The following is a 14,405-nucleotide window of genomic DNA, read 5'->3' on the forward strand; positions in this document are numbered from 1 at the left end:
TTATAGAAGATTAACTGTTTTTATCTTCAATATTAGTAGGGCTATTGCTATTGTTTGATTGTAAATCAACTAGCTTTTCTAAGTTTCTATTAATGCTAAAAAATACGCACATTAATTCAAAAATAAGGCGTGTAGCTATAACACCACCAATTAAGCCAAATAATCCACCTAAAAAAGACACGTAACACATGTTAATAATATTCATGATTACAATAAAAGCTAACAATAACCAATATAGGAAAGTTAACACACTTGGCATTATTAAACGTCTAAAAAAAAGTAAATCTAATGGTTTAAAATTATTCATCTCTTCCTCAATATTTTTGATGTATATTATTAAAATTAAGTTTAGAATGATTATTTAAAATAATCCTTTTATATTAGAAAACATTTTCTAGAAGAAATCAATATAATTAATTATTAAAAAATTATGAAAACTTTTATTCTTGGCAAAGATGCCGCTCTTGAAGATTCGATCGATTATTTTCATCAACAATTAACTAAATTTAATTTAGAAGTTAAGGAAGCCTCTTGGCTAAACCCAGTTCCTAATGTTTGGTCAGTTCACATACAAAATAAAGCATGTCCACTCTGTTTTGCTAATGGCAAAGGTGCAACGAAAAAAGCTGCTTTGGCTTCGGCATTAGGGGAATATTTTGAACGATTGTCTACCAATTACTTTTTTTCTGATTTTTATCTAGGTAAGCAGGTAGCTAATGCAGAATTTGTGCATTATCCCACTGAAAAGTGGTTTGCTATTCCAGATGATAACTCATTACCAAAAGGCTTGTTATCAAAAAAACTCCTCAAGTTTTATGATCCCGATAAAGAGTTAGGCGCTACGGATTTAGTAGACTTGCAGTCAAGTAATATCGAACGAGGTATCTGTGCTTTACCATTTGTATCACAATCTGATCAAAAAACAGTTTATATTCCCGTTAATCTCATTGCTAATTTATATGCATCAAACGGTATGTCAGCAGGTAATACACGTAATGAAGCACGCGTTCAGGCTCTATCTGAAATTTTTGAACGTTATGTAAAAAATAAAATAATTTCGCAAGCGATTAGTTTACCGACTATTCCAATAGATGTGATTAATCGTTATCCTGCTGTTTTGGCAGCTATAACAACACTTGAAAACGAAGGATTTCCACTTTACTGTTTTGATGCTTCATTGGGCGGTGAATTTCCTGTCATTTGTGTCGTGTTATTTAATCCTGAAAATAGTACTTGCTATGCTTCGTTTGGTGCTCACCCTAATTTTGGTGTAGCTCTTGAAAGAACAGTTACTGAATTATTACAAGGGCGCAGTTTAAAAGATCTTGATGTCTTTTCACCGCCAAGCTTTAATAATGATGAGGTTGCTGAACTGAGCAATTTAGAAACGCATTTTATTGATTCAAGTGGATTAATTTCTTGGGATTTATTTAAAGAAGAATCCAATTATGATTTTGTTGATTGGGATTTTTCGGGCACAACAGAGCAAGAATTTAATAACTTAATGGCTATTTTTACTCGTCACAAAACGGAAGTCCTCATTATGGATTATGAGCATCTTGGGGTTTATGCTTGTCGAATTTTAGCAGTTGGTATGTCCGAAATTTATCCACCTGAAGATTTATTCCTTGCTAATAATAATATGGCAATTCACTTGCGTGATTTGATTTTATCCCTACCAAGTAAAAAGCATTCAGCTAAACAATACCTTACCATTATTGAGCAATTAGATGAAGAGGGATTAGATGATTCTGCTAGAATCCGTGAACTACTCGGTATTGCAACTGGTAAAGATAATGCATGGTTAACATTGCGAGTCGGTGAGTTGAAAGCAATGTTGGCCTTGGCAGGTAAGGATTTAGAACAGGCAAAACAATGGATTGATTGGACAGTGGAAATGAATGAATCTATTTTTACCAAAGAGCGCAATCATGCCTATCGTTGCTTACAAACATTAGTAAATTTTATACTTGAACGTAATAAAAAGCAGTTTAGTGATTATCAAAGTGCTTTTTATAAAATGTATGGTAAAGTATGCGTTGATGAGATGTGGCAATATGCAACAAGCGAGAAAACGTTTTTTGGTTTGGTTGATTTCGCAACGACAGATAAATCATCAAATCAGAACTTAGAACAATTTGCAATGCACCAAAAAATATTGGCTGTCTATCACAAATTACATCAAGCTATGTTATAAAAACGCTTTAAATATTCCACCGAATAAAGCCGGTGGAATATAATATTATTCGACCAATCTGGCAAAATCACCGGCTTGCTTAACTAATTCCTTGCTTGGAGTAACACCTGTATATAATATAAACTGCTCTAATGCCTGTATAACAGCAACATCTGCACCTGATATAATCGTTTTATTTAAATTTTTTGCGTATTTAATCATAGGTGTTTCAACGGGCAGGGCAACTACATCAAAAACAATATTGGCATTATTTATCATTGTTTCAGGGAAAGCTAAATCATTAGCTTCTGCACCGCCAAGCATGCCAATTGGGGTTACATTAATGATTAATTTTGCTTGTTCTGGCAATACTTCTTGTTCATATTTTACCCATTTATACCCGTATCGTTTCGCTAAAACATTACCTTTTTGTTGATTGCGTGCTGCAATAATGCCATGTTTAAAACCTGCATCATAAAAAGCTCCAATGACTGCATTAGCCATTCCACCACTACCTTTTAATACAAATGGTGTAGTATTATCAATTTTATTTTCTGTAATAAGTTTTGCCACTGCAATATAATCGGTATTATAAGCTTTTAAATAATGATCAGTATTAACAATAGTATTCACTGATTGAATGGATTTTACGGAAGTATCTAATTCATCTATAAATTCGATGCATGCTTCTTTGTAAGGCATTGAAATAGCGCAACCGCGAATAGCTAATGCTTTAATACCGTAAATGGCATTTTTTAAATTGTTGGTTGTGAAAGCTTTATAAAGATAATTTAAATCAAGTTTTTCATATAAATAATTGTGAAAACGTGTACCAAAATTGCTTGGCCTAGCAGAAAGAGACATACAAACAATTGTATCTTTATTAATAATTATTGCCATTTTAATAGTTCCTTGTGATCATATAGATAAGTTAAATTTTAACACTTTATTTTTTTACGTATATCAAATTATGGTTGCAAATAATACAGGTCCTAACATACAACGAGAAAAGCATACTATTAGTGTGATGATCTACCTATATTGTCATAAAAAACATCATACACTGTATAACCAGTTATGTGATGAATGTAATGAACTCTTACAATATGCAATGCAACGTTTAACATTGTGCCGTTTTGGTGAGGAAAAAACGACTTGTGAGCGTTGTCCAAAACACTGCTATAGAAAGGATTACAAACAAAACATAAAACAAGTTATGCGTTTTTCTGGACCTAGGATGATCATTCATCATCCCATTATGGCTATTAGGCATCTTTGTAAAAATCTGAGTAAAAATCATAGAAAATAATTAATTTATTGATCAAGGAGCATCCTTTTTTATTCATAACCATATTAACGTGTTCTCTATATACAGAAATAAACTCTAAACGGCATTAGTTAGCGTTGTTTTAAAATGGCAACCATTTGGTGCTGTAAGCTTTAAATTTTTCAGTACAGTTAGGATTTGAGGCGTTTTTATCTTTTGCGAAATACAATTAATTTTTTGGTAATGTCTGAGCAGAGAGTTTGGCGAACCTTCTTTACAATCTCGATGCAGATGCTAGAAACAAAGTGGTCGCATGGGAATTGCCTCTTCTATGCTCGTCCAGTTTTTCGAATCATTTGTGATTTTCCTAAACAAGGCATGAACATTATCAAATGTTCGTATTTGACAGGTTAACTTTAGTTGTCAGCGCATTGTGTGATATTTAATTAATATAACCAATCAACAAAGAAGCTAGCACCTTAACCATTTGCTGACAATGGTATTGGAAAGCTGTGCAAAGCCGGTTTATCCCTGTGTATACAGGGAACACTTGATAAAGATAGGGCGGTTCAAATGCATCTGCGGTTTATCCCTGTGTATACAGGGAACACTACTATCACTATCTAATTCCCCTGATTGGGTGCGGTTTATCCCTGTGTATACAGGGAACACACAGTCAATTGGCTAGCTCCTGATGAGGCATACGGTTTATCCCTGTGTATACAGGGAACACACTCCTGCTCGCTTCAATACTGGCACCCACGCCGGTTTATCCCTGTGTATACAGGGAACACACGCATTGATGATGCCGTTGCAATGTATAGTTCGGTTTATCCCTGTGTATACAGGGAACACACCGATTGCTGGTTGCAAGTTGTGCATATCACCGGTTTATCCCTGTGTATACAGGGAACACTCTAATCGTATCTATCTGTTTTATTTGCAGTTATAGTAGGTGATAAATTCTACCAGATTTTTTGAATTTTTAAAGATTTTTAACTTATTGATTTTTAATAAATAAAAAACAAGCTCAATTCAATTTATGCTATTCTACCAAAAATCACCAATTTTTAATTTAAATTCAATAGGATATTTAAATTTTATTGTATCTAAATAAAAAATTTTAATCAAAATATTTGTTTCAATTTGAAAATTAAGAAACTTTTTAATTTTAACGGTATAAATGCTAAAAATATTAATTAATCCGATCTGGCGATCATTTAATATTTATTATTCAATTAAAGCTAAAATATTCTAAAGTAGATATTTACTGTTTCTCTTTATAGTTTGCTGAATTATATTTTTGTTTTAAAGTGCTGTTCCTTTAGTTGGGCGATAAAATTTTTGAGTATCAATGCCTTCAATTTGTAGTAGCTTAATTTTTTTATCAATGCCTCCAGCATAGCCTGTTAAGTTGCCATTTGCACCAATTACACGGTGACAAGGAATAATTATTGATATAGGATTGCGACCGACCGCACCGCCCACAGCTTGGCTAGACATGGTCTTAACCTTATTTTGTTTGGCAATTTTTTTAGCTATATCACCATAGGTCGTAATTTCACCGTAAGGAATTTTGCATAAGATATCCCAAACTTGATAGCGAAAGGGGGTACCGATAGGTGCTAATGGGAGTTGTTTAATAGCAGGATTTTTGCCTGAAAAATAGTTATCAAACCATTTTTTAGTTTCATTAAAAATAGCTAAATTTGGTTTGTCTTCTAGTTGTTCATTTACCGTATCACCAAAATACTTTTGACCTTCAATCCATACGGCAATCAGCTTGTTATTTTGACCGGCGAGTGTGATTAAACCTAAAGGTGAAGAGTAACTAGTTGAATAAAACATATTATCTTTTAAATTTACGACTGAACATTTTTTGAAATTATGCTCTTTTATAACAAGAAATGCTAGAATTTTATGTAAATGCTAATGTTTTTATATCAGGTAAAATTTGGCTTACTGTTGTAAACCAAATAATACTTTTAGTTTTTGATTAATTAATTTTTTTACCTTTTTCCATATAACTCATATCCCCAAAACTTTCAATAATGAATTTTCCGTTGTTGGTATAGCGAATTTTTGTCACACTAGCATTACCTAATCCGCTAGTAATTGGTTTATCTTGTAGATCTTTTACCATAGCCATTATTGCAAGCCCGTGAGATACAATAAGTACATTTCCACCACCTTGTGCTTTTGCCGCTTCAGCAATGGTTTTTAATGAGTTTTGCATACGTGTTTTTATGGTTTTGTAATTTTCCGCTTCCCCTAATTTGTCAACTGCTGCTATAGCATTGAGCATCTTATCAAGGCTAATTTTCCCTTGCGAAAAATCAGCCATTAGCTCTTTATCTGATTGATAGCCTAGATATTGTGCCGCAGGTGTCCACATATTAGAATCAAGATCACCTTCAAATTGACCGAAATAAGCTTCGCGCAAGCCTTCCATTTCGTTCATTTGAACTGGATCACCTTTTGATTCTAAAACGATGCGAGCTGTTTGCCTTGCTCTACCTAAATCACTTGAATAAACTGACACAAATTTAACATCTTTTAAACCACGGCCTAGTTGCTCGGCATCATTGATGCCAGATTTAGTTAGTGGTGTATCGGACCAACCTTGAGCTCGATGAGCAATATTGAACATAGTTTGACCATGACGAACGACATAAAGATAAGTATCTTCTGCGAATGCATTGCATATGGTAAATAGCATGATAAATAGAAAACTTACTAATTTTATAGAATTAGACATAATTATTCCTTTTGTTTTATAACGAATAGTATTGGTTTAAATTGTTTTTGTATTTCTTTTTTGAATGCAATCAAGGATTCATACCAGTAGAAGCTTTTTTTATAACGATTTAATCGTGACTGTTCCATATTGATTTAGATCGATATAGATAAACCCATAACGTTTAGTAACTTCAGTTTTTATTCTTTAATGGCTATAAGGCTTGAATTGATTAAATCGACTTTATACTTTTTAAATCCAATTTCATATGTTTACTTATTGTAAACCACTATAAAAAATAAGAGGAATAAAAATAAAAAAATGTGATAAATATCACGCTATTTGAAAAAATATAGTGATTTTTTTACTAATATAAAAAAGCCCCGATAACGTTAATATTTCGGGGCTATGATTAGTGCCTATTACCTTGTTATTGAGCTAGTAATTTATTCATGGTTTGAATAAATTTGCTTGGATCGCTTAATGATCCTTTTTCAGCAAGTAAAGCCTGATCTAACAATAGTTCTATCCAATCGTTAAATGCGCTTTCATCTTGCGTATCGGCAATACGTTTGACCAGTTTATGATCTGGATTGATTTCAAATGTGTATTTGATTTCTGGTGCTTTTTGACCTGCTGCAGCAAATAATTTCGCCATTTGTGTGCTCATTTCGTCAGCAGCAGTAGTAACAATTGCCGGTGTATCAGTTAAACGGTGAGTTAATTTCACTTCTTTCACTTTATCGCCTAATGCGGTTTTTACTCGCTCAATAAATGGTTCGAGTTCTTTTTCAACTTGTTTTTGTTCTTCACTATCTTGATCGGCAAGTTTTTCGATCGATTCGTCTGATTTACTGATAGATTGGAACTGTTTGCCATCAAATTCCGTTAAATTGCTCATCATCCATTCATCAATGCGATCAGATAATAATAATACTTCAATTCCTTTTTTACGGAATAGCTCTAGGTGAGGGCTATTTTTAGCAGCCCCATAGCTGTCTGCGGTAATGTAGTAGATCTTTTCTTGACCTTCTTGCATACGGCTAATGTAATCTTCTAGAGATACTGTTTGTGCATCGCTATCGGTGTGAGTTGACGCAAAACGAATTAATTTAGCAATGGCTTCACGGTTTGCAAAGTCTTCACCAGTGCCTTCTTTTAATACTAAACCAAACTCATTCCAGAATTGTTGATATTGTTCTTTATCATCTTTAGCAAGTTTTTCAAGCATCTGTAACACACGTTTAGTACATGCATTACGTAAGTTTTGAGTAATTTTATTATCTTGTAAAATTTCACGCGATACATTTAATGGCAGATCATTTGAATCAATCAAGCCTTTTACAAAACGTAAATAGTTTGGCATAAACTGTTCAGCATCGTCCATAATAAAAACACGTTGTACATAAAGTTTTAATCCGTGTTTATTATCGCGATTCCACATATCCCATGGTGCTTTAGATGGGATATAAAGTAAGCTGGTGTACTCTTGTTTACCTTCAACGCGATTATGACTCCAACTTAATGGATCGGCAAAGTCGTGTGATAAATGTTTATAAAACTCTTTATATTCTTCGTCAGTGACTTCTGATTTACTGCGTGTCCAAAGTGCTTGTGCTTTGTTGATTTTTTCCCATTTGACTTCTTTGCTTTCTTCGTCAGTGGTTTGCACTTCAACAGGAAGTGAAATGTGATCAGAATATTTGCTGATAATAGAACGCAAACGCCAATCTTCTAAAAATTCTTTTTCTTCTTCTTTTAAGTGTAAAGTGATTTCGGTGCCGCGAGTTTCTTTATTATCGTCAGATATGGTGTATTCACCTTCACCCACTGATTCCCACATAACTGCTTGGTCAGCTTTTGCTGTGGCAGCACGAGTTCTAACTGTGACTTTATCAGCAACTATGAAGGCTGAATAAAAACCTACACCAAACTGACCAATTAATTGGCTATCTTTGGCTTGATCACTACCAATAGACTCTAAAAAAGCTTTGGTGCCTGATTTAGCAATAGTACCCAAGTTTTCAATCACTTCATCTCGGGTCATCCCAATACCATTGTCAGCAATGGTTAAGGTGCCAGCTTCTTTGTTGGTTGAAATACGTACACCTAGTTCACTATCGCCAGCATATAGATCTGGGTTTTCAAGCGCTTTAAAACGAAGTTTGTCGGCCGCATCAGATGCGTTTGAAATAAGTTCTCTTAAAAAAATCTCTTTATTAGAATATAAAGAATGGATCATTAAATGTAGAATTTGTTTAACTTCAGATTGAAATCCGCGAGTTTCAGTACCTTGCTTACTCATTGACTAGTCCCTCTAAATTTATATAAAATTCAATTAATTATGCTTTACTGATAAGAAATGTAACTCATAAATCATGTTTCAAAAACAAATGATAATGAAATAGAACATAATATTAATTGAATAACATGAATTTAATAGTTTGATTTATTGTTGTATTGCTATATGGGAATAAAAAGACAGTTTTCAATAGAGGTTAAAAAATTTAATTAGCTATTTGGTCGTTTTTTGTTTAAAAAAGCCCTGAAAAATTCAGAGCTTTTAAATTGAACATTAATTAACTTTTTAAGTGTTATAAAAATCCGTAAATAAGAATAGTAACCACTGCAACTGGAATAACAAAGCGTGTAAGTATGGACCATATTCCAAACCATGAAGAACTTAAGTTGAGCTCATTGCGAATATGTTTTTGATTCATCATCCACGCGCCAAAAATGATAGTGCCTAACCCAGTAACAGGTAACATAATTTTGCTGGTTAAATAGTCAAGTAAGTCGAAAATATTTTTATCAAATAATTTCACATCAGCCCATTGATTAAACGACAATATACAAGCAATTCCTAATGCCCAAATGATAATGCTGCTTACTACGGTTGCAGTTTTACGACCCATAGGTGTTCTTTCTTCTAATAGTTCAACTGTTGGCTCTAATAAAGAAATAGAAGAAGTTAACGCCGCAAATGTTAAGAAGATAAAGAATAATATGCCTAAAACTAAACCGCCAGTCATGTTACCAAAAGCAATTGGTAGCGTAACAAAAATTAGACCAGGACCTGCTCCAGCTTGTAAGCCATTAGCAAATACTAATGGGAAAATAGCTAACCCAGAAAGTACTGCAACAACTACATCTAATATAACTACAGTTCGAGCCGTTGATAATAAGTTGACGTCTTGTCCGAGATACGAGCCGTATGCCATCATGATTCCCATGCCTAAGGATAAACTAAAAAATGCATGACCTAATGCGGCTAAAATAGCTGTGCTATTTAAGGCTAACCAATTTGGTGAAAATAAGAATTTACATGCTACCCAAAAATATGGACCACTTGCATAAGCTGCGTAACCAACTAAAACAAGTAGTAAGATTCCTAGTCCAGGCATCATGATTTTACACCCGCGTTCTAAGCCAGCGCCAACACCCAATGCAACAATAAATGCAGTTGCAAACATAAATACGGTGTGCCATGTTAATAGACTATTCACATTACTAAGAAAATCAGTGAATATTTGGTCTGTTTTTTCGCCAGTAACTCCTTCAAATGAACCTTTTGCAGCTAAAACAATGTAATCAGTTGCCCAACCACCAATTACACTATAAAAAGATAAGATTAGAAATGAACCAAGTACGCCGATAATGCCAACCCAACGCCATGACTTAGAACGACCTTCTGAAACAGCGACATCTTCCATTGTGTGAATTGGATTTTTTTGTCCACGACGACCGATTAACCATTCTAACACTAAAATGGGTAGTCCTATCATAAACATGAAAAGTAAATAAGTGAGCACAAATGCAGAGCCACCCATTTCACCAGCCATATAGGGAAATTTCCAAATGTTACCTAATCCAACAGCAGAGCCGGCTGCTGCAAGCATGAATCCCATGCGGGAGCTCCACTGTGAATGACTTTTTTTCATAGTTCCTGTACTCATGAATTTTCCTTTGATTTCTTCAATTATTGTTTCATTTTAATTTAGGCAAACGCCTAACCATGACTTTATTAAAATCTTTCAGCGTTGTAAATCATGCCATGAAATAATGAGTGAAACAAGAAATCATTAAAATTATTAATATAAATAATTAATTTAAAGATAAAATTATAACAAGATTTGATAAACAAATTGGCTTTGCCATTATATTATTACTTGAATTATTAGTTCTGCAAATATGTTATTTAGTCCTTTTATTAATAATAGGTATAGCATAAAATGTTTCTTTATTAAGAATATTTATAAATAAAAAGAGAGTCCATGTCACAAAATGTCGATATTAATGAGATAGATAAGTTTTCTCAATTAGCTTCTGAATGGTGGGATCCTAATGGCAAATGTAAGCCATTACACATTATTAACCCATTACGCGTTGATTATGTTAAACAACAATGTGCTTCTATTGAGAATCAATTGGTTTTAGATGTTGGTTGTGGTGGGGGGATTTTATCGGAAAGTTTAGCTAAGTTAGGAGCTAAAGTTACAGCTATCGATTTGGCTGATGTGTCATTAGACGTTGCAAGATCACATGCTAAGTTGGGTGGTCTATCAATTGATTATAAAAAGCAGACTGTTGAAGAACACGCCAAGCAATACCCAGCGTACTATGATGTAATTACCTGTATGGAACTATTAGAACATGTACCAGACCCTCTTTCGATTATTCGGGCATGTGCTAAATTACTTAAGCCTAATGGTAAATTGTTTTTATCAACAATTAATCGCAATCACAAAGCCAAGCTACTGTTAATTTATGGCGCAGAATATATTGCTCGGCTTGTACCTAAAGGTACACATGATTTTAACCGATTTATTAGACCTTCTGAGCTTATGACTTGGGTAGAGCAAGCCGGGCTTAGTACTGGCGATGTGATTGGTATGGAATACCATTTATTAAAAAACCAGTTTAAATTAGGTGCCAATATTGATGTAAATTATATTCTTATGGCTCAAAAAATGGATTGATTTTAAAAATGTGATTTTACTTCTAATGATGCGATGAGCGAATAAGTGATGCCACTTATGTTTATGCCTTTAAAATTTTCTCTATCATTAATATTATAGTTAACACTTTTTTTAAATTAGTAATCTAATACAGGTTGTATCTATAGCGCAATAAAAAGTACTTAACCAAAATGAGGTGTATTTGACATTGTGATCATAGATTACAATGTATTTTTGACTAATTTGGGTTATAAAAAATACGAAGGTATAAATTTATTTAGGTTGAAAAGTAGACAGTTTATCGGTAAATCATTTATGTAAAATATTATAAAACCAAATTCTATTTTTCTAACAAAATAAAAAACTATCAACCTAAAATAAAATAAAATGCTTCTAGCCTTTTACTAGAAAAGCAAGTAGAATGCATCGGCAATATTTTATCAACAATTTAACTCAATGGTGAATATTGTCATGTCTCGTATAGTTAAAGAAGCTCTCACGTTTGATGATGTTTTATTAGTTCCAGCTCACTCTACTGTTTTGCCCAATACCGCTGATATTAGTACCCAACTTACTCAAACAATCAAATTAAATATTCCAATGCTGTCTGCCGCAATGGATACGGTAACTGAATCAGATCTTGCTATTGCGCTTGCGCAAGAAGGAGGTATTGGTTTTATTCATAAAAATATGTCGATAGAACATCAAGCAAATCATGTAAGGCGTGTTAAAAAGTACGAAAGTGGGATAGTTCAAGATCCTGTATCTGTATTACCTACTGCCACAATAAAACAAGTTATTGATTTAGCTAAGGAGCATGGTTTTGCCGGTTTTCCTGTGGTTACTCAAACACAAGAATTAGTCGGAATTATTACTGCTCGAGATGTTCGATTCGCTACAGATTTATCACTACCAGTTACTGCGGTGATGACGCCTAAAGAGCGGTTAGTAACCGTTAAAGAAGGTGAAAAACGAGATATTGTACTACAAAAAATGCACGAACACCGTGTCGAAAAAGCATTGGTAGTCGATTCAAAATTCCATTTAAAAGGAATGATAACCGTTAAAGATTATAATAAAGCCGAACAAAAACCAAATGCTTGTAAAGATGAAAAAGGACGGTTGCGTGTTGGTGCTGCAGTTGGTGCGGGTGCAGGTAATGAAGAACGTATTGCTGCTTTAATTGAGGCCGGGATAGATGTTTTGTTGATTGATTCATCACACGGGCATTCAGAAGGAGTATTACAGCGTATTCGCCAGGCAAGACAAGCTTATCCTGATTTACAAATTATCGGTGGCAATGTAGCGACTGCAGAAGGTGCAAAAGCGCTTATTGATGCTGGAGTTAACGCGGTTAAAGTTGGTATTGGTCCTGGCTCTATCTGTACAACGCGTATTGTGACAGGTGTAGGGGTGCCACAAATTAGTGCGATTATGGATGCCGTTGAAATAGCTCAAAGATATAATATTCCAGTTATTGCTGATGGTGGAGTTCGTTTTTCAGGTGATATTGCAAAAGCGATTGCTGCAGGGGCTTCCTGTGTAATGGTTGGCTCAATGTTTGCAGGAACCGAAGAAGCACCAGGTGAAATTGAATTATTCCAAGGTCGTGCTTATAAGTCTTATCGTGGTATGGGCTCATTAGGTGCTATGGCAAAAGGCTCTTCTGATCGTTATTTCCAATCTGATAATGCTGCAGATAAATTAGTGCCAGAAGGAATTGAAGGGCGTATTGCTTATAAAGGATTATTAAAAGAGATTATTCATCAACAAATGGGTGGTTTACGTTCATGTATGGGGTTAACCGGTTGTTCAACGATTGAAGAATTACGTACTAAATCTAAGTTTTATCGCATTACTGGCGCAGGAATGAAAGAAAGCCATGTTCATGATGTGCTTATTACTAAAGAGCCACCTAATTATCGTGCTGGTTCTTAATAGTATGTTGTTCTCTACTATAGTGATATAAGAACCAAAGTAAATTAGTTGATTATACTTATTTAAAATCCCAACAAATGCAGCCGATACTGCTCAGTTGGGTTTTTTTGTTATGTGTATTAGTTTAACCTTATAATGTCTATAACATTTAGGGGTAACTCTTTTATTTACAATTAATCTATACCAAGTACCAAACGGCCATTTTTAGTAGCAACCTTAACGACATTATCAAGATCGGTATAACGGCATCCTGTTACTAGCAATTTAAGTTCTTCCCACATATTACCCGTTGAAAATGGTAACATATAATCACTAACATTATCCGTGCCAATAGCAACAGGAATACCAGCAGCAGCCAGTTCATCAACAGGGGTTAATGAGTTACGAGTAGGGCCTTGTTCTTCACGGCGAGGGCTATCTATCCATGCAAAAGGACAAGCAATAACCATCATTTTAGCTTCTTTCATTTTTTTATAAAGCCTTTGACGGTATTCTAAACTGTGGGCTGTGATTGAAATACTATGAATAGCTACTACATGTCCTTGCATACCATGTTCTAGAGTTTTATCAGTTAGTTGCTCGGTTTCGATTTCATCTTGAGAATTAAATTGATCAACATGAACATGAACCATTTTGCCTAATGATTTACCCGTTTGCATTAATACATCAAGGTGCTTAAGCCCCATTCCTTCACCATGATCACGTTCATCTCGACGTGGTAAACCGCCAATAATATCAACTAAATCGGCGCCTTTATCGAACCAATAACGAGCTTCTTTATCGATAACACCTTTAAGTGTTTGATTAATTAGTTTTATGGTTATGTCATTTTTATAGGTTTCACGTGCACGGAGTGCTCCTCTGATTGCACGTTCTTCGGTGATTGGATCAATATCAACAAACGATCCCATAGCACTTACGCCTTGCTCAATCATACGTTCAACTGCCATACTAAAATGACGATAGTAATCATTTTCGCTCATCGTTGCTTTGACTTTATCGAGCGTATCCCATTTTTCAATTAAAGTCTGTTTTTGATAGACATCAAAACTATCAACCGAAATAGTAAAAGCACGATCTGCATGCATATGTGCATTAATCCAACCGCCGTTTTGCTTAATTTTATGCATTAAATAGGCTTTTAAACTTTGGTCTTTTGTCGTTAATAGCATGTTTTTATGTTCAATCATAATCTGCCTCTATAATTCAATCATTCTAAATGAAGTTGCTAAAATCGAGCGCAATAGGTAAAAAAAATCCTCCAAAAAGGAGGATTAAATGTAACATTAATAATTTTATTGATTAAACTTGTAAAGCTGTAATCATTCA

11 protein-coding genes and 1 CRISPR repeat array are annotated in these 14,405 nt (G+C 34.2%); of the genes, 4 read left to right on the forward strand and 7 right to left on the reverse strand.

Going from position 1 to position 14,405, the window contains the following annotated elements; genetic code table 11:
• Positions 1–10 precede the first annotated feature (10 nt).
• Positions 11–307 (reverse strand): DUF4282 domain-containing protein, encoded by a 297-nt coding sequence (locus A9G34_RS09850; protein WP_065569601.1) that lies wholly within the window; start codon positions 305–307, stop codon positions 11–13.
• A gap of 120 nt (positions 308–427) precedes the next feature.
• Between A9G34_RS09850 and ycaO the strand changes: the two genes are divergently transcribed.
• Positions 428–2,197 (forward strand): 30S ribosomal protein S12 methylthiotransferase accessory factor YcaO, encoded by a 1,770-nt coding sequence (gene ycaO / locus A9G34_RS09855; RefSeq protein ID WP_065569602.1) that lies wholly within the window; start codon positions 428–430, stop codon positions 2,195–2,197.
• A gap of 45 nt (positions 2,198–2,242) precedes the next feature.
• Here ycaO and A9G34_RS09860 read toward each other — a convergent pair whose 3' ends face one another.
• The gene (locus A9G34_RS09860; RefSeq protein WP_065569603.1) at positions 2,243–3,076 is read right to left on the reverse strand and encodes a shikimate 5-dehydrogenase; all 834 of its coding nucleotides are present in this window, start codon (positions 3,074–3,076) and stop codon (positions 2,243–2,245) included.
• A 70-nt stretch (positions 3,077–3,146) separates the two neighbouring features.
• Here A9G34_RS09860 and A9G34_RS10500 point away from each other — a divergent pair, with 70 nt between their 5' ends.
• A complete protein-coding gene (locus tag A9G34_RS10500) occupies positions 3,147–3,485 on the forward strand; it encodes a nitrous oxide-stimulated promoter family protein (RefSeq protein ID WP_081295314.1) in 339 nt (112 codons plus the stop codon).
• Between the two features lie 479 nt (positions 3,486–3,964).
• Positions 3,965–4,359: direct repeats of the CRISPR family, unit length 29 nt; unit sequence CGGTTTATCCCTGTGTATACAGGGAACAC.
• Positions 4,360–4,751: 392 nt separating this feature from the next.
• Here A9G34_RS10500 and A9G34_RS09865 read toward each other — a convergent pair.
• From A9G34_RS09865 to A9G34_RS09880, 4 genes are all read right to left on the reverse strand, one after another.
• Positions 4,752–5,291 (reverse strand): methylated-DNA--[protein]-cysteine S-methyltransferase, encoded by a 540-nt coding sequence (locus A9G34_RS09865; RefSeq protein WP_065569604.1) that lies wholly within the window; start codon positions 5,289–5,291, stop codon positions 4,752–4,754.
• A gap of 148 nt (positions 5,292–5,439) precedes the next feature.
• Positions 5,440–6,201: a histidine phosphatase family protein gene (locus A9G34_RS09870; protein WP_081295315.1), complete on the reverse strand. Its 762-nt coding sequence runs from the start codon at positions 6,199–6,201 to the stop codon at positions 5,440–5,442.
• A 409-nt stretch (positions 6,202–6,610) separates the two neighbouring features.
• Positions 6,611–8,485 (reverse strand): molecular chaperone HtpG, encoded by a 1,875-nt coding sequence (gene htpG, locus A9G34_RS09875; RefSeq protein WP_065569605.1) that lies wholly within the window; start codon positions 8,483–8,485, stop codon positions 6,611–6,613.
• Between the two features lie 289 nt (positions 8,486–8,774).
• On the reverse strand, positions 8,775–10,136 hold the full coding sequence (locus tag A9G34_RS09880; RefSeq protein ID WP_202807452.1) for a sodium-dependent transporter: 1,362 nt from the start codon (positions 10,134–10,136) through the stop codon (positions 8,775–8,777).
• Between the two features lie 318 nt (positions 10,137–10,454).
• Here A9G34_RS09880 and ubiG point away from each other — a divergent pair, with 318 nt between their 5' ends.
• Both ubiG and guaB read left to right on the forward strand, forming a co-directional pair.
• Positions 10,455–11,159, forward strand: coding sequence for a bifunctional 2-polyprenyl-6-hydroxyphenol methylase/3-demethylubiquinol 3-O-methyltransferase UbiG (gene ubiG, locus A9G34_RS09885; RefSeq protein WP_065569606.1), 705 nt, complete (start codon positions 10,455–10,457; stop codon positions 11,157–11,159).
• Between the two features lie 450 nt (positions 11,160–11,609).
• Positions 11,610–13,076, forward strand: coding sequence for an IMP dehydrogenase (gene guaB / locus A9G34_RS09890; protein ID WP_065569607.1), 1,467 nt, complete (start codon positions 11,610–11,612; stop codon positions 13,074–13,076).
• Positions 13,077–13,249: 173 nt separating this feature from the next.
• Here the strand turns inward: guaB and A9G34_RS09895 are convergent, their stop codons facing one another.
• Positions 13,250–14,266 carry an amidohydrolase family protein gene (locus tag A9G34_RS09895; RefSeq protein ID WP_202807451.1) on the reverse strand — a complete coding sequence of 339 codons (1,017 nt, stop codon included), beginning with the start codon at positions 14,264–14,266 and terminating at the stop codon, positions 13,250–13,252.
• Between the last annotated feature and the right edge of the window lie 139 nt (positions 14,267–14,405).

This window comes from Gilliamella sp. Choc4-2 (assembly GCF_001690355.1).
Classification (GTDB): domain Bacteria; phylum Pseudomonadota; class Gammaproteobacteria; order Enterobacterales; family Orbaceae; genus Gilliamella; species Gilliamella apicola_A.

Bases quoted from the DNA above. Each gene is read 5' to 3' on its own strand.
- A9G34_RS09860 (WP_065569603.1), bottom strand. From the start codon at position 3,076: ATGGCAATAATTATTAATAAAGATACAATTGTTTGTATGTCTCTTTCT.
- A9G34_RS09850 (WP_065569601.1), bottom strand. From the start codon at position 307: ATGAATAATTTTAAACCATTAGATTTACTTTTTTTTAGACGTTTAATA.
- guaB (WP_065569607.1), top strand. From the start codon at position 11,610: ATGTCTCGTATAGTTAAAGAAGCTCTCACGTTTGATGATGTTTTATTA.
- A9G34_RS09880 (WP_202807452.1), bottom strand. From the start codon at position 10,136: ATGAGTACAGGAACTATGAAAAAAAGTCATTCACAGTGGAGCTCCCGC.
- A9G34_RS09870 (WP_081295315.1), bottom strand. From the start codon at position 6,201: ATGTCTAATTCTATAAAATTAGTAAGTTTTCTATTTATCATGCTATTT.
- A9G34_RS10500 (WP_081295314.1), top strand. From the start codon at position 3,147: ATGGTTGCAAATAATACAGGTCCTAACATACAACGAGAAAAGCATACT.
- A9G34_RS09895 (WP_202807451.1), bottom strand. From the start codon at position 14,266: ATGATTGAACATAAAAACATGCTATTAACGACAAAAGACCAAAGTTTA.
- A9G34_RS09865 (WP_065569604.1), bottom strand. From the start codon at position 5,291: ATGTTTTATTCAACTAGTTACTCTTCACCTTTAGGTTTAATCACACTC.
- ubiG (WP_065569606.1), top strand. From the start codon at position 10,455: ATGTCACAAAATGTCGATATTAATGAGATAGATAAGTTTTCTCAATTA.
- htpG (WP_065569605.1), bottom strand. From the start codon at position 8,485: ATGAGTAAGCAAGGTACTGAAACTCGCGGATTTCAATCTGAAGTTAAA.